Origin of the sequence: Candidatus Rhodobacter oscarellae, assembly GCF_001078595.1 — a bacterium.
GTDB lineage: Bacteria > Pseudomonadota > Alphaproteobacteria > Rhodobacterales > Rhodobacteraceae > Rhodobacter_B > Rhodobacter_B oscarellae.
On the sequence record NZ_LFTY01000002.1, the window covers coordinates 54,228 to 68,346 of the forward strand.

Genomic DNA, 14,119 nt, shown 5'->3' on the forward strand with positions numbered 1-14,119 from the left:
GTTCGTGATGACCAGTGTCCGGCGGTCGGAAAGGGCCGGGAGGGGTGATTAGAAACCCGCCCCGGGCTTGACCCGGGGGCTCCGCCTTGAACCGAGCACAACCCGGGCAGCGGCCGACCTGGAGGACGCTTGCGCATCAGGTCAACCAGCAGAGAAGTCTCCGGAAATCGCGACGTTTCAATTGAATGCAACGTCGCAAAAGCGGCCTCCTGGGGGAGGTCGGCCGCTGACCGAGGCAAGCTCGGGCGGTTTCATTGCTAGAATTCCGCTGCACCTGGTGTCGGCAAGCGTTGTCAGGGCGGTGCGTTTGTTGGCAACGCCCGCCCCAGACCAGAATCAAACATCGCTAGAGGATCGTCTGACCCGTGGAAGCCCAGTCCTTCATGAACGCGTCCAGCCCCTTATCGGTCAACACGTGATCGGCCATCTTCTTGATCACGCCCGGGGGCGCGGTGGCCACATCGGCGCCGATCTTGGCGCATTCCGACATATGGTTGGCCGAGCGGATGGAGGCCGCCAGGATGTTCGTCTCAAAGCCATAATTGTCGTAGATCTCGCGGATATCGGCGATCAGATCCAGCCCTTCGAGGTTCAGATCATCCAGCCGCCCGATGAAGGGCGAGATGAAGGTCGCACCCGCCTTCGCCGCCAGCAGGGCCTGGTTGGCCGAGAAGCAGAGCGTGACGTTGACCATGCGGCCCTCGTTCGTGAGCACGTTGCAGGCCTTCAGCCCGGCCCAGGTCAGCGGCACCTTGATGGCGATGTTCTCGGCGATCTTGGCCAGCTCGCGGCCCTCGGCGATCATGCCTTCGGCGTCCAGTGCCACGGTCTCGGCCGAGACCGGCCCGTCGACCAGATCGCAGATCTCTTTGGTGACCTCTTTGATGTCGCGGCCGGACTTCATGATCAGCGAGGGGTTGGTTGTGACCCCGTCCACCATGCCAAGTTCGTTCAATTCGGCGATTGCATCTACTTCGGCGGTATCGACAAAGAATTTCATCTGGGATTACCTCAGGGCTCAGGAGTCGGTTCGGGCGCGTGATAGCGCAAACGGGCATGATCGGAAACCCGATAGCATCAAGGATGAGAGATGGATTTCACAATTTGGATGGCGTTTGTGGCGGCGACGCTGGTGTTGCTGGCGATCCCGGGGCCGACGGTGCTTTTGGTGCTGAGCTATGCGATTGGGCACGGGCGGCGCGTGGCGGTCTCGACCGCTTTGGGCGTGGGGCTGGGCGATTTCATCGCCATGACCGCGTCTTTGGTGGGGCTGGGGGCGATCGTGCTGGCCTCTGCAACGCTATTCACGGTGCTGAAATGGGCGGGCGCGGCCTATCTCATCTACCTCGGCGTGAAGCTGTGGCGCAGCGCCGGGCAGGCCTCGCTGGCGTTGACGCCGGATGCCGCCAGCCAGAGCGGCATATTCTGGCATGCCTGCCTGGTGACGGCGTTGAACCCCAAATCCATCGCGTTCTTCATCGCCTTCGTGCCGCAGTTCCTGGACCCTGCGGCGAATTTGCTGCCGCAATTCGCGATCCTGATCGGCACTTTCGTTGGATTGGCGGCGGCAAATGCGCTGATCTACGCGCTGTTGGCGGCGCGTATGCGCGACTTCATCGGCCGGCCGCGGGTGATCGCCTGGCTGACGCGTCTCGGCGGAGGCGTTTTGGTGGCGATGGGCGTTGCGACCGCAACGCTGCGGCGGGCTTAGACTTGGCGCGACAGACGCATATAGCGACGACGCCCGGTTCGGGCGGATGAGCGGCCCCGGCTTCTTTGACGAGGGCGCGCTGGTTGGCGTGCTGACCACGCAGCCGCTGGACCGCCTGCTGGACTATAAGGCGCCGGAGGGCGGCTGCATGGCGGGGGCGTTCGTCGAGGTGCCCTTGGGCCCGCGCAAGGTGCTGGGCGTGGTCTGGGGGCCGGGGCGCGGCGATTGGGACATCTCAAAGGTCCGCTCGGTGATCCGCGTGCTTGACGTGGTGCCAATGCGCGAGGAGATGCAGGAGTTCCTGACCCGCGTGGGCGATTACACTCTAACGCCGATGCCCACGATGCTGCGGCTGGCGACGCGCTCGCCCGGTTTGGGCGACCCGCCCTCGATGCGCAAGATCTACCGCCTGGGTTCGGGCGCGCCCGACCGGGCCACGGATGCGCGCCGGCGCGTGGTGCAGACGCTGTCGGATTACGGCGGGCTGTCCTTTACCCTGCGCGAGCTGGCGGAGATGGCCGGGGTCTCGCCCTCGGTGGTTAAGGGCCTGGTCAAGCAGGGCGTCGTGCGCGAGGAGGACACGCCGCGGGATCTGCCCTATCCGCGGCTCGACCCCGAGGTCGCGGGCAAGGCGCTGGCCGACGACCAGGCCGAGGCGGCGGCGGCCCTGCGGGCCGCGATCCTAACCGGTGCCTACGGCACGACATTGCTGCAGGGGGTCACCGGGTCGGGCAAGACGGAGGTCTACCTAGAGGCCGTGGCTGCCTGCCTGTCCAAAGGGCGCCAGGCCCTGGTTCTGCTGCCCGAGATCGCCCTAACGGGCGAGTTCCTGGACCGCGTCGAGAAGCGGTTTGGCGCGCGCCCCGCCGAATGGCATTCCGGTGTGACCATGACCGAGCGCCGCCGCGCGTGGCGCATGGTGGGCGAGGGCGGGGCGCAGCTTGTCGTCGGCGCGCGCTCGGCGCTTTACATGCCGTTCCGCGACCTGGGGCTGATCGTGGTCGATGAAGAGCACGACACCTCTTACAAGCAGGAAGACGGCGCGCTGTACCACGCGCGCGACATGGCGGTGCTGCGGGCCTCGATCAACGGCGCGCAGGTGGTGCTGGCCTCGGCTACACCGTCGCTGGAGAGCTGGGCCAATGTGGAGGCGGGCAAGTACCGCAAGATCCAGCTCACCTCGCGCTTTGGCGACGCGGTGCTGCCGACATTGCGCGCGGTGGATATGCGCGACGAGAAGCTGCCGCCGAACCGCTGGATCTCGACGGTGGTGCAGGGTGAGATCCGCAAGCGGCTGGAGCTGGGCGAGCAGTCGCTTTTGTTCCTGAACCGGCGGGGCTACGCGCCGGTGACGCTCTGCCGGGCCTGCGGCAACCAGATCGGTTGTGACCATTGCGACGCGCGCATGGTCGAGCACCGGTTCCTCAAGCGCCTGATGTGCCACCAATGCGGCGAGACCAAGCCGATGCCCGAGAAATGCCCCAGCTGCGACGCCGAGGGGCGGCTGGCGCCGGTGGGGCCGGGGGTGGAGCGTATGCAGGAGGAGGCCGAGGCGCTGTTCCCCGACGCGCGGATCTCGGTCCTGTCCTCAGATCTCTACGGCTCGGCGCGGGCGTTGAAGGAACGCATCGAGGCGATCGCGGCGGGCGAGGCCGACGTGATCATCGGCACGCAGCTGGTGGCCAAGGGGCATAACTTTCCCTTGCTGACCCTTGTGGGGGTCATTGATGCGGATCTGGGGCTGCAGGGGTCGGACCTGCGCGCCGCCGAGCGCACCTTTCAGCTGATGCGGCAGGTCTCGGGCCGCGCGGGACGGGCCGAAAAGCCCGGCACGGCGCTTTTGCAGACCTATCAGCCCGAGCACGCGGTGATCCGCGCGATTCTGGCTGGTGACGAGGAGAGTTTTTGGCGCGCCGAGGCGGCGGAACGCAGGCAGGCCGGGGTGCCGCCCTATGGGCGGATGGCCGGGATCGTGCTGAGCTCGCCCGACGCGCAGGAAGTCTTTGATGTCGGGCAGGAGCTGGCGCGTCACGACGCGCCATTGCGCCAGATCGGCGCGCAGGTCTTTGGGCCCGCTCCGGCGCCGATTGCGCGCATCCGCGGGCGGCACCGCGTGCGCCTGCTGGTGAAGGCCGAAAAGACCGCGCCGATCCAGGCCGCGCTGGCGCGCTGGGTGGGGCAATTGCGATTGCCAAACAACCTGCGCCTGTCGATCGACATCGACCCGCAGAGCTTTTACTAGCCGATCTCGTAGGGCAGCACGCCGCGGGTGTTCGTATCGACCTGCAAGCGGCGTTCCAGGGGCGGCACAGAGCGCTGATGGCAGCCCTGGCGCTCGCAAATTCTGCAAGAGATCCCAATCGGTTCGAAGGCCGAGAGGTTGCTCACATCCAAGTCGTCGGCATAGACGAGCTTGTCGGCATGGGCGATCTCGCAGCCTAACCCGATGGCATAGCGCCGGATCGGCGCCTTAAAACTGCCGCCAGGCTTAGAGACGTCCCGCGCCAGGCAGAGATAGCGCGCGCCGTCCGGGGTCTCCGCCATTTGCCGCAAGAAGCGCCCCGGCGTCTCGAACGCCTGATGCACGTTCCAAAGCGGGCAGGCGCCGCCGAAGCGCGCGAATTGCAGCCGCGTGGCCGAGTGCCGTTTGGTGATCGTGCCGGCCTGGTCCACGCGCACAAAAAAGAACGGGATGCCCCGCGCCTGGGGGCGCTGCAGCGTGCTGAGCCGATGGGCGACCTGCTCGATGGAGGCCCCAAAGATGTCGGCCAGCCGCTCAAGGTCGTGGCGGGTCTCGACCGCGGCCGCCATGAAGCGCGCGTAAGGCATCAGAGCCGCCCCGGCAAAGTAGTTCGCCAGCCCGATCTTTGCAATTTCACGACTCTCTTGGGTCTGGAAGCGCGCGAGATCCAGCGTGGCGTCAATCAAGTCGTTTTGTGTGATCAGTGCAATCTGATGCAGGATCTGAAAGCGCCGGGTAGAAGGATCCGATTGTGCGCTAAGCGCAAGCGTTTTGCTGTCCGGATCGAAGGAACGCAGCATGGCCATATCCTGCAATTCGACAGAATAACCCAGATCGCGCATCGCGTCCTCTGGCTGCCCATGGGTCAGGCCCTGGCTGGCAAACCGTTCGGCGGAACGGTCCACCGCGTCGATGTAATTGTCGCAATAGTGAAAGAAGTCCCGCACCTCTTCCCACGGGCTGGCTTGCACAGAGCTGTCATTTCGCCCCAAGGCCTCATCCAGCGAGGCCAGCCTTTCTTGGCTTTGCCGATAGGCGCGATGCAGGCCAAGAAAGGCCCGCGCCAGCGCCGGTGCATTCGACGCCGCAAGCCGCAGGTCGCCCAAGGGCGGGGCGCCGTCGGCAAAGACCGGATCGGCCAGCGCCTCGCGCATATCGACAACGATGCGCTCGGCATCGCCGGTGGACAGCTCGGTCACATCCAGCCCGAACTCCCCCGCCAATGCGAGCACAACGCCGGTCGAGACCGGGCGGTTGTTGTTCTCCATCTGGTTGAGGTAGGGCAACGACACACCCAGCTTTTCCGCGAAAGCCTTCTGCGTCAGTTCAAGGCGCGTGCGCAATTCGCGCAGCTTTACACCCGCATAGAGTTTCTGAGTTGCCATGCGACGGGCTTAGCGCTTTGCAAAGCCCAGCGCTAGTCTTTGCAAAACCGCTATTCGGCGGCGGCGGGCAGGGAGCGCTCGCGTCGCACGACGTATAGGATCGACGCAAGCGAAAGCGCCGCGACGATAAACTGAATGAGAATAAGCGGATAGGCGCCCGACTGGGGCGTCAGAAGCGCCCCGGCCAACGCCGAAAGCGCCGCGCCGCCGCCGATCATGATCGCGCCGCCCAGCCCCGCGGCCGACCCCGCCAGATGTGGCCGCACGGACAGCATGCCCGCCTGGGCGTTCGGCATCATCATGCCGTTGCCGAGGCCCAGCAGCGTCATCATGCCAAAGAACAGCTCGGCACTGCCCAATCCCGCCCAGAACGCCAACAGCAGCGCGCCCATGGAGATCGTGATGATCACCGTCCCCCATGCGATCATCGCGTTGATGCCGAAGCGCACCGAGTAGCGCCCGGATAGGAAGTTCCCGGACAGGTAGCCCAGGGCGGGCGCGCCAAAATAGATCCCCAGCCAGAACGAGCTGAGACCGTAGAGATCCGTGCCCACGAAGGGCGCGCCGCCGAGATAGGCAAAGAACGCCCCGCTGCCGAAGGCCGCCGTCAGGCAGTAGCCCCAAAAGCGGCGGGCCGACAAAAGCTCTGGATACTGGCGGAGCTGCTCGGCGAAGCTTGCCGACCGGTTCTTGGCGGTCTCGCCCATATCGGCCCAGATCAGCGCCACCATGGCCGCGCCCAGCGCCGCCAAGAGCACGAAATTCGCTTTCCAGCCAAAGACTTGGTCCAAGGCCCCGCCAAAGGCCGGCCCGATCATCGGCACCACCGCCATGCCCATAGTCACATAACCGATCATCGAGGCCGCCTGATCCTGCGGCACCATATCGCGCACCGCCGCGCGGCTCAGCGCCATGCCCACCACGACACTGGCCTGTGCCATCCGGAAGGCCAGGAAAACCTCGACATTGGGCGCCAGGAGGCAGCCGATGGAGGCCAGCACAAAAAGTGAGAACCCCACCAAAAGCACCGGCCGCCGCCCATAGCGATCCGAGATGGGGCCCACCGCCAATTGCAAGACGGCGTTCATCGCCAGGTAGACCGGCACGCTCAGCTGGATCAGGCGGTACTCGGTGTCGAAATAGGCCGCCATGCCCGGCAGTGAGGGCAGGAAGATGTTCATCGACAGCACAGAGACCCCGGTGATCAGGATCAGAGTGATGATATGCGGTGGGGTGGTGCGGTCCAGAAATCGGACGACGGGGCGTTCGGTCATTGCGTAAGGTTAGGGGGGCGTCGCGGGGATGTCCATGTGCGCTGGCGCAGGGGCTCAGCGCAGCGGCCAGGTGTCCCCAACCCGGTAGCCGCGCGGCCAGGGATCATTGGGGTCGCGCATGACCTGGTGCGTGCCGGTGATCCATGCGCGGCCCTTAATGCTTGGGATGATTGCGGGGCGGTCACCGATCTGGGTCACTGCCGTCAGGCGGCAGTCGAACCGCCCGTCGATGATCGAGCGGCTGGTAAAGGCGTCACCGGCGCGCAGCTCGCCGCGGGCGTGCAGCACCGCCATCCGAGCCGAGGTCCCCGTGCCGCAAGGCGAGCGGTCGATTTTGCCGGGGTCGATGACCACGGCGTTGCGCCCGGTCTTGACGCCGTCGATCTCGGTCACCGGCGCCGCAAACTGGCAGAACGAGATAAAATCCCAGGGCTGCGTCGGGTGCTGGAACCCGATCTGCTCATTGGCGGCGCGGGTGATGCGCGCGCCAAGCTCGGCGATCTCGCGGCCCTCCTCGGGGCGCAGCTCCAGCCCGATCTCATCGGCCCGCGCGATGCAATAGCTGTCGCCGCCCCAGGCGGTGTCGACGGTCAGCGTGCCAAGCCCCCCGACCTCCAGTTTCTGGTCCAGCTTGTCGGCAAAGCTTGGCACGTTGGTGAATTCGATGCTTTCGGCCCTGCCATCGCGGCATTCGGCGCGGATGGGTATCGGGCCTGCAGGCGCCTCTAGGATGAATTCGGTCACCGGCTCGACCATCGGCACCAGCCCCGTTTCCAAACAGACCGTCGCCACGCAGATGGCGTTAGAGCCGGACATGGGAGGGGTGTGCACCGGCTCCATGATCAGGAACCCCATCGCGGCGCGCGGGTCCTTCGGTGGGACCAGCATGTTGATATGCTTAAAGACCCCGCCGCGCGGCTCATGCAGCAGCAGATCGCGCAGCGCGCCATCCGCGGCCAGGTTATCGCGCTGCGCCCAGAGCGTCTCGCCGGGCGGAGGCGCGACGCCGCCGGTTATGACGTTGCCGACTTCGCCTTCGGCATGGGCCGAGACTATCTGGATCACGATATCAGAGCGCATGTTCCCCGACTTGCCGCTATCCGCACGCCACGCAGGTTAGGTCAAGCACGGTGCCGGTACAAACGCTGAATGCCGCGCCCGGGCCCGACGGGGCGAGAGATTGCCGGGACCGCGCCGCCCAAAGATGGCCTGACGCGCGGCGCCTACGGTCAGGCAGGGCAGTGCGGGCGTGCCGTTCAGGGGCGCGGAGCCAGCGCTGTGCCCAAATAGGCTTTGCACTTCCTCGCGCGCGGCGACGGGCAGCGCGCTCACGGCCATCGGACCCAGCAGCATCGTCTCGGAGTAAAGCCCCTCCGCCGCAATAACATGGTGGCGGGCGCAGGCCAGATGGTGCCACTGCGAGGAGCCGGGTAGCGTCACTTGGTGCACCCCGGGCAACCCGATGAGCGCCTTGGCTGGCAGGAAGTGGGGCGCAGAAAACAACGTCGCGAACTGCCCAAAGCCGCCGACGCAAACGCGATGCTGCGGGGACACAAGAAGGGGGCGCCGGGGCCTGCCTGGCCCCATTGCGTGGGCCGGGATGCTAACGGCATCTGCCGTTGCCGCCGCTTCGGCGGGCGTGGCACCGGCATAGACCCAGCGAACCGTGACAGGGTCACCCTGGGCGATTGTAAGCGCATCACCGGCGCGCAGGGTTTCGACCGGGCGCGGTCCTATCAGAGTCTGGATACGTGTGCCCGTCGCATAGCAGGCCGGAATGACATCAGGATTCTGACTGCTTTGGCTGAAATACGTGCTTCCGCCGTCGTCGGACTGCACGGACCCGTTCGCGATATCGACGATGGTCCCGACATTGACGCTGGTTTGGCCGGCGGCAGGACCTGCGATGGCCGTGACCGTATAGCCCTGCCACGAGACGAATTGCAGCACGGATCCCGTATCATCCACAAGGGCGAGGGCGTCATCCGCCCATAGCGTGCCGGAGGGATCGCCATAATCCCAGCCCGCCGTCCGGTCATCCAGCACGTAGACGTCCTTGCCGCCCATCGTCCCCGTCATCACGCCCAAGGAAAAGGTGTCCACCACGGTCCCAAACCCGTCGTAATGCACGATAGTATAGCCAGAGACGTCGGTGCCCGCCGCGACGGCGATCTCGACAAACTCGGCATCCGCGGTGCCGTAGTAGTCCAGCTCTGAAATATAGGCCGACATGATAACGCGCCAAAAACCAACGCGCTTTTAACCCATTGTCCTTAAGGATCCCTGAATGGGGGTATAGGCGTCACAGGGTGGTTATTAGCAAGTTTGCAATTTACTCTGGAGACGGCTCAAGGGATTTGCAAATTTACTGAAAACCGCTTCCCCTTCGCCGTGCCGCCGCGTAGTTTGCCGCAAATTCTCAGGGAGGCAAACCCCATGAAAGATATCCTTTCCGAGCTTGAGGCGCGCCGCGAGGACGCCCGACAGGGCGGAGGAGCGCGCCGGATCGAGGCGCAGCACGCCAAGGGCAAGCTGACCGCGCGCGAGCGCATCGAGCTGCTGCTGGACGAGGACTCCTTTGAGGAGTTCGACATGTTCGTGGCCCATCGCTGCGCTGATTTCGGCATGCAAGCGCAGCGCCCTGCGGGCGACGGCGTGGTCACCGGCTGGGGCACGATCAACGGGCGCATGGTTTATGTGTTCAGCCAGGATTTCACGGTGTTCGGTGGATCTCTCAGCGAGACGCACGCGCAGAAGATCTGCAAGATCATGGACATGGCTGTGCAGAACGGCGCCCCGGTGATCGGGATTAACGATTCGGGCGGCGCCCGAATCCAAGAGGGCGTGGCCTCGCTCGCTGGCTACGCCGAGGTGTTCCAGCGCAACATCATGGCTTCCGGCGTGGTGCCGCAGATCAGCGTGATCATGGGGCCCTGCGCCGGCGGCGCGGTTTACTCGCCCGCCATGACGGACTTCATCTTCATGGTCAAAGACACCTCTTATATGTTCGTCACCGGCCCCGATGTGGTGAAGACCGTGACCAACGAGGTCGTGACCGCCGAGGAACTCGGCGGCGCCTCCACCCATACCAAGAAATCCTCCGTCGCCGATGGCGCGTTCGAGAATGATGTCGAGGCGCTCGCGGAGGTCCGCCGCCTGGTGGATTTCCTGCCGCTCAACAACCGAGAGAAGCCGCCCGTGCGGCCCTTCTTTGACGACCCCGCGCGGGCCGAGACCAGCCTGGACACGCTGATCCCCGCGAACCCCAACACGCCCTATGACATGAAGGAATTGATCCATAAGTTGGCGGATGAGGGCGATTTCTACGAGATCCAAGAGGATTTCGCCAAGAACATCGTCACTGGTTTCGTGCGGCTAGAGGGCCAGACCGTGGGCGTGGTGGCCAACCAGCCGATGGTGCTGGCGGGCTGCCTGGATATCGACAGCAGCCGCAAGGCCGCGCGATTCGTGCGATTCTGCGACGCGTTCGAGATCCCGATCCTGACCTTGGTGGATGTGCCGGGCTTCCTGCCGGGCACGTCGCAGGAATATGGCGGCGTCATCAAACACGGGGCAAAATTGCTCTTCGCCTATGGCGAGGCGACGGTGCCCAAGGTCACGGTGATCACCCGCAAGGCCTATGGAGGCGCCTATGACGTGATGGCCTCCAAGCACCTGCGCGGCGACTTCAACTATGCCTGGCCCACGGCAGAGATCGCGGTGATGGGCGCCAAGGGCGCGACCGAGATCATCCATCGCGGCAAGTCGCCGGAAGAGATCGAGGCCGAGACCAAGCATTACGAGGACCGGTTCGCCAACCCGTTTGTGGCCGCTGAGAAGGGGTTCATCGACGAGGTGATCATGCCGCGCAACACCCGCAAGCGCGTGGCCCGAGCCTTTGCGTCGCTGCGGGGCAAGCAGCTGCAGAACCCGTGGAAAAAGCACGATAACATTCCGTTGTGAGCTGACGTTATGGGTGATGAAAAGTTCGAGCTCGAGGTATCCCCCGGAGGCGCTAAGCTTTCGACAACAGGAGGTGTTGGGCAGCGGCTCGGTAACCAACTGTCGGATGCCTTAAGCCCCTTTACTGACTCTTTGGGTGCCATCGGTGATTTGGTGCGAACTTTTCGCCAAGAAAATGCAATCCGTGCTTTATCCAAGGCAAAAGAGATCGCGGAAAATCAAGGTTTAAATATAGAACCTGTACCGCCTAAATTTCTAATCGGTTGGATGGAAGGCGCATCTCTCGAGGAGCCGGAGGAATCGGGAGAGGATTTGACAGATTTATGGGCCGGTCTGCTCGTCTCAGCGTCCAAAGAGCGGCAACCTAGCCACTACTACTTTAAACAAATTTTATCGGAAATGGCGTCGGAACATTATCACTTCCTGCGCCTATTCTTCTGCCAGGATGGCGAACATGAATTCACCAACGAACTTTTCTCCCAAAACGTCGAACGTTTTCGTGACTTTTTTGAGAAGAAGGAACGCAACTGGAGTGCGGAAGAATTATCCGAAGAGGTTTTGGGAACAAAAATCAACAACCTTGAGGGGGTAGGTCTTCACGTGAAGTCGATTCATGTTCACAAAAGTTCCGGAGCGATACCCAACCGGGAGGAATTGGCGTGGGGTGGCTCTTCGCATGAGGTTTCTCACTACGAAGGGATCCACGTCGTTGAGCTTCTAAGGCGATTAGGAATTGTGGAAGATATTGTAGAGACATTTGTGGTTAATTCGCCCGAGTTCACTGAAGACTTTAAGGGGAGATACGGCGCCAACATTTGCTGCTTGGTTACGGTAGAGCTTCTGGCGATCACAGCGCTTGGGAAGTCTTTTATTCTTGCGTGTCTGGGTGAGCAATAACGATGCCCAACACTTGGATCGTAGAGCAATCCGAGACCCGCGTTCTCGTCACGCGTCGCAAGCCGGTGCGCTGGGACGTCTCGGCGCGGGCGGAGTTCCCGCCGTGCAAGGCGTTGCGGCTCGCCCATCAGATCCGCCAGGACATGTGGCGCGAGCTGCAAAAGATCAAAGGGTTCTGCCCCGCGGTCGAGGTCGAGTTGGGCGAGGTGTTCCAGGTGAGGGCAGGGGGGCGGGTCGCCCGGCATGTTCACCCATTGGCGAGTGAATGGGTTGAAGACCTTTTAAATTCAAACACGCATCGCCGCCGTTGGCTGGCCTATGCAAAAGCGAGAACCTAATGCCAGACTTCTTCCTCTTCGACAAAGGCCCCCGGCCGGTAGCGCCGTTTTCCCACGCGGTGGAATCGGATGGCTGGGTGATCCTCACGGGCCAAATGCCCACCGATCCGGCGGCGCCGGACGCTCCGCTGCCCGAGGGAATCACTGCACAAACCGAACAAGTGCTTGCGAATCTGGCGCTGATTCTCGGCGAATTGGGGCTAGGGCTTGACCATATCGTGCAATGCCGAGCGTATTTGACGGAGTTCGAGCGCGACTATGAGGCCTTCAATCAGGCCTATCTAGCACATTTCGAACCCGCGCGTTTGCCCGCCCGCACCACCGTGGGCGTGACCGCATTGGCGGTGGGCGCTCTGGTCGAGATCGACTGTGTCGCGCGGAGGCCTGATTTGTGATCACAGCCGACCGCGACATCGACCCCTCGAGCCTGAACTACAATATGCTCGGTCAATCTGACCTGGTGAATATCGTGCTGCAGCGCTCGGAAGTGCTGACCGGAGTCAAACGCCCCGGCGACGTGATCCGGCAATGGATCGCGGGGGACGAGACGCGGCTGCGCGCCGAGGTGCAGTCAAACGGAGTGGTGCTGGCACAGCGCGCCGCCCGTGTGATCCAAACCGAATTCGAAACACTGCAGCCCACGCTCGACGAATTGCGGCCCAAAAAGATCGCGGATATCGGCTGTGGGTATGGCTTCTTCGATCTCTTCGCGCATGCCCGTTACGATGCCGAACTGCTGCTGATCGACATCGAGAACAATGACCGGCGCCACTTTGGCTTCGAGGACGAGGCTGCGGCCTATACCAGCCTGCAAGCCGCGCAAAGGTTCCTGACCGAGAACGGGGTGCCGCCGGAGAAGATCACCACCTGGAACCCGGAGGAAGACGAGCTTGAAGAGGGGCAAGAGCCTGATCTTGCAGTCTCTTTTCTAAGTTGCGGCTACCATTTCCCGGTGGACATGTACCTGCCGTTCTTCCGCTTCGGTCTGGCGCCGGGGGGCGCGGTTATCCTGGATCTGCGCAACCAGGCCTTCCAGGAGAACAAGCGGCTGTTGTCCAACCTTGGCCGTGTCGTGGTTCTTTCGAGCGGGCCGGGATGCAAGCGCGTCCTGGTGCGCAAGGGGCGCAAATGAGAGCGCTGTGCGTCCTTCTCTTGGCGGGCCCTGTCTGGGCGGATCCGGTATCCGTGCCCTCTGGGCAGGAGATCAGCTTTTATGACGTCGTGGAGGACGCGGATGCGCATGAGGGCGGCCTATGGCGGTACCGCTTCTTGACGCCGGGCATCTCGCGCGACGGCGGAACCGTGCCGGTCGAGACGGCTTTGGCCGATATCGAGGCGCTCTGCGGGACCTTCGTGGTGGCCGATCTCGGTCGCTTTGACGTCGCGCCAGACCGCGTTGTGATCACGTTTATGGACCGTCCTGTGGTGTTCGGCCAAGCCACGCCGGAAGCCACGCAATTCTTCGAGGCCTTCCTCATCGAGGACGGCAAATGCATCTGGGAGGGTTTCTGATGCGACCGCAACGTTCTGACGGGCGAAAACCCGCTGATGCAAAGGGGCCACAGGGCTTTCTTGCTGTGCTTTATGGATACCAATCCCAAATTGGATGCGATAACGTCAAAGAAGGTTACCGGACAGTGACCGTATTTTCGCTGCGGAGGCTGGGCGCAACTCAAGGCGCGCGTGGTCTTCGTCGTTTTGACAGGAGACAGAGATGTCGAACAGCATCAAACTCGTTCTTTGCCTGGGCCTCTTCGGCCTCGTCGCCGCGTGCGGTCAGCAAGAAGAAGAAACCGTGTTTGTCGAGCCCATCGTTACCGAAGAGCCCGTACACACCGGCAAGTACAAGTAAAAGCTTCGCGGGGCGGGCCCTGGTGCCCGCCCCCGAACACTCCCGCATCGCGGCCCAACGGGGGGCACGCGCATGCTGAAGCACCGCGGCTTTCCTGGCCGCCTTCCCGGCACCGATTTCCAGTTCACCATCCGCCGCGCCAACCCGCGTGGGGTCACCGCTATTGTGCGCCGCGAGCGCCACGCGGATCGCAGGCCTGCGGATCGGCGCGCGGATCTGGGCTTCATACAGGCGCTGTGGGAGCAGTTCGGCGAGGAGCCCTTTGAGCGCGGCAACCTGGACGCCGGGCGATTGAGCTGGCTCTTTGGGCGCGAGGTCCTGCCCGCCGAGGACCCCTTTGACCCAGAGGATTACGACGCGCTTTTGCGGATTGATGCCGATCTGGCGCGCACCACATTCCCCGAGATTTTTTTGTGATGCGAATCGGCGCAAACCCGCTTGGGACCCGCTATTTTGG

At 63.4% G+C, this 14,119-nt stretch carries 15 protein-coding genes; 10 read left to right on the forward strand and 5 right to left on the reverse strand.

Going from position 1 to position 14,119, the window contains the following annotated elements:
* Nucleotides 1-346: 346 nt before the first annotated feature.
* The gene (gene fsa / locus AIOL_RS05305) at nucleotides 347-1,000 is read right to left on the reverse strand and encodes a fructose-6-phosphate aldolase (protein WP_049642029.1); all 654 of its coding nucleotides are present in this window, start codon (nucleotides 998-1,000) and stop codon (nucleotides 347-349) included.
* A gap of 90 nt (nucleotides 1,001-1,090) precedes the next feature.
* Between fsa and AIOL_RS05310 the strand changes: the two genes are divergently transcribed.
* Nucleotides 1,091-1,711, forward strand: a complete 621-nt coding sequence (locus AIOL_RS05310) for a LysE family translocator (RefSeq protein ID WP_049642030.1) — start codon at nucleotides 1,091-1,093, stop codon at nucleotides 1,709-1,711.
* 46 nt (nucleotides 1,712-1,757) lie between these two features.
* Nucleotides 1,758-3,953 carry a primosomal protein N' gene (locus tag AIOL_RS05315; protein ID WP_049642031.1) on the forward strand — a complete coding sequence of 732 codons (2,196 nt, stop codon included), beginning with the start codon at nucleotides 1,758-1,760 and terminating at the stop codon, nucleotides 3,951-3,953.
* Here AIOL_RS05315 and AIOL_RS05320 read toward each other — a convergent pair.
* The 4 genes from AIOL_RS05320 to AIOL_RS05335 are packed head-to-tail and all read right to left on the reverse strand — an operon-like array spanning nucleotide 3,950 to nucleotide 8,844.
* Entirely contained in the window at nucleotides 3,950-5,338 is a 1,389-nt protein-coding gene (locus AIOL_RS05320) for a helix-turn-helix domain-containing protein (protein WP_049642032.1), read from the reverse strand. The genes AIOL_RS05315 and AIOL_RS05320 overlap by 4 nt on opposite strands.
* Before the next feature lie 50 nt (nucleotides 5,339-5,388).
* Nucleotides 5,389-6,612 carry a multidrug effflux MFS transporter gene (locus AIOL_RS05325; RefSeq protein WP_049642033.1) on the reverse strand — a complete coding sequence of 408 codons (1,224 nt, stop codon included), beginning with the start codon at nucleotides 6,610-6,612 and terminating at the stop codon, nucleotides 5,389-5,391.
* A gap of 54 nt (nucleotides 6,613-6,666) precedes the next feature.
* Nucleotides 6,667-7,692, reverse strand: coding sequence for a trans-3-hydroxy-L-proline dehydratase (locus AIOL_RS05330; RefSeq protein ID WP_049642034.1), 1,026 nt, complete (start codon nucleotides 7,690-7,692; stop codon nucleotides 6,667-6,669).
* A 36-nt stretch (nucleotides 7,693-7,728) separates the two neighbouring features.
* A complete protein-coding gene (locus AIOL_RS05335; protein ID WP_049642035.1) occupies nucleotides 7,729-8,844 on the reverse strand; it encodes a Hint domain-containing protein in 1,116 nt (371 codons plus the stop codon).
* Nucleotides 8,845-9,048: 204 nt separating this feature from the next.
* On the opposite strand from AIOL_RS05335, the gene AIOL_RS05340 reads away from it, so the two are divergent.
* The 8 genes from AIOL_RS05340 (at nucleotide 9,049) to AIOL_RS05370 (ending at nucleotide 14,079) form a co-directional block, all read left to right on the forward strand.
* The gene (locus tag AIOL_RS05340) at nucleotides 9,049-10,575 is read left to right on the forward strand and encodes an acyl-CoA carboxylase subunit beta (RefSeq protein WP_049642036.1); all 1,527 of its coding nucleotides are present in this window, start codon (nucleotides 9,049-9,051) and stop codon (nucleotides 10,573-10,575) included.
* Between the two features lie 9 nt (nucleotides 10,576-10,584).
* Entirely contained in the window at nucleotides 10,585-11,472 is an 888-nt protein-coding gene (locus AIOL_RS05345; RefSeq protein ID WP_152912377.1) for an Abi-alpha family protein, read from the forward strand.
* Nucleotides 11,473-11,474: 2 nt separating this feature from the next.
* Nucleotides 11,475-11,810, forward strand: coding sequence for a hypothetical protein (locus tag AIOL_RS05350; RefSeq protein WP_049642038.1), 336 nt, complete (start codon nucleotides 11,475-11,477; stop codon nucleotides 11,808-11,810).
* On the forward strand, nucleotides 11,810-12,205 hold the full coding sequence (locus AIOL_RS05355) for a RidA family protein (RefSeq protein ID WP_049642039.1): 396 nt from the start codon (nucleotides 11,810-11,812) through the stop codon (nucleotides 12,203-12,205). The genes AIOL_RS05350 and AIOL_RS05355 overlap by 1 nt, the downstream gene beginning before the upstream one ends.
* Complete coding sequence (locus AIOL_RS05360) at nucleotides 12,202-12,942, forward strand: hypothetical protein (protein WP_049642040.1); 741 nt, start codon at nucleotides 12,202-12,204, stop codon at nucleotides 12,940-12,942. Before AIOL_RS05355 ends, AIOL_RS05360 begins: the two co-directional genes overlap by 4 nt.
* Nucleotides 12,939-13,322 (forward strand): DUF6497 family protein, encoded by a 384-nt coding sequence (locus AIOL_RS05365; RefSeq protein ID WP_152912378.1) that lies wholly within the window; start codon nucleotides 12,939-12,941, stop codon nucleotides 13,320-13,322. The genes AIOL_RS05360 and AIOL_RS05365 overlap by 4 nt, the downstream gene beginning before the upstream one ends.
* A 202-nt stretch (nucleotides 13,323-13,524) precedes the next feature.
* Entirely contained in the window at nucleotides 13,525-13,662 is a 138-nt protein-coding gene (locus AIOL_RS25690; RefSeq protein ID WP_200898736.1) for a hypothetical protein, read from the forward strand.
* 72 nt (nucleotides 13,663-13,734) lie between these two features.
* Nucleotides 13,735-14,079 (forward strand): hypothetical protein, encoded by a 345-nt coding sequence (locus AIOL_RS05370; RefSeq protein WP_049642042.1) that lies wholly within the window; start codon nucleotides 13,735-13,737, stop codon nucleotides 14,077-14,079.
* The last annotated feature ends 40 nt before the right edge of the window (nucleotides 14,080-14,119 follow it).

What these genes read in the sequence shown, in the direction of transcription:
- AIOL_RS25690 (WP_200898736.1), top strand. Translation starts at nt 13,525, where the DNA reads ATGTCGAACAGCATCAAACTCGTTCTTTGCCTGGGCCTCTTCGGCCTC.
- AIOL_RS05310 (WP_049642030.1), top strand. Translation starts at nt 1,091, where the DNA reads ATGGATTTCACAATTTGGATGGCGTTTGTGGCGGCGACGCTGGTGTTG.
- AIOL_RS05355 (WP_049642039.1), top strand. Translation starts at nt 11,810, where the DNA reads ATGCCAGACTTCTTCCTCTTCGACAAAGGCCCCCGGCCGGTAGCGCCG.
- AIOL_RS05370 (WP_049642042.1), top strand. Translation starts at nt 13,735, where the DNA reads ATGCTGAAGCACCGCGGCTTTCCTGGCCGCCTTCCCGGCACCGATTTC.
- AIOL_RS05325 (WP_049642033.1), bottom strand. Translation starts at nt 6,612, where the DNA reads ATGACCGAACGCCCCGTCGTCCGATTTCTGGACCGCACCACCCCACCG.
- AIOL_RS05345 (WP_152912377.1), top strand. Translation starts at nt 10,585, where the DNA reads ATGGGTGATGAAAAGTTCGAGCTCGAGGTATCCCCCGGAGGCGCTAAG.
- AIOL_RS05350 (WP_049642038.1), top strand. Translation starts at nt 11,475, where the DNA reads ATGCCCAACACTTGGATCGTAGAGCAATCCGAGACCCGCGTTCTCGTC.
- AIOL_RS05340 (WP_049642036.1), top strand. Translation starts at nt 9,049, where the DNA reads ATGAAAGATATCCTTTCCGAGCTTGAGGCGCGCCGCGAGGACGCCCGA.
- AIOL_RS05365 (WP_152912378.1), top strand. Translation starts at nt 12,939, where the DNA reads ATGAGAGCGCTGTGCGTCCTTCTCTTGGCGGGCCCTGTCTGGGCGGAT.
- AIOL_RS05320 (WP_049642032.1), bottom strand. Translation starts at nt 5,338, where the DNA reads ATGGCAACTCAGAAACTCTATGCGGGTGTAAAGCTGCGCGAATTGCGC.
- AIOL_RS05330 (WP_049642034.1), bottom strand. Translation starts at nt 7,692, where the DNA reads ATGCGCTCTGATATCGTGATCCAGATAGTCTCGGCCCATGCCGAAGGC.
- AIOL_RS05335 (WP_049642035.1), bottom strand. Translation starts at nt 8,844, where the DNA reads ATGTCGGCCTATATTTCAGAGCTGGACTACTACGGCACCGCGGATGCC.
- fsa (WP_049642029.1), bottom strand. Translation starts at nt 1,000, where the DNA reads ATGAAATTCTTTGTCGATACCGCCGAAGTAGATGCAATCGCCGAATTG.
- AIOL_RS05315 (WP_049642031.1), top strand. Translation starts at nt 1,758, where the DNA reads ATGAGCGGCCCCGGCTTCTTTGACGAGGGCGCGCTGGTTGGCGTGCTG.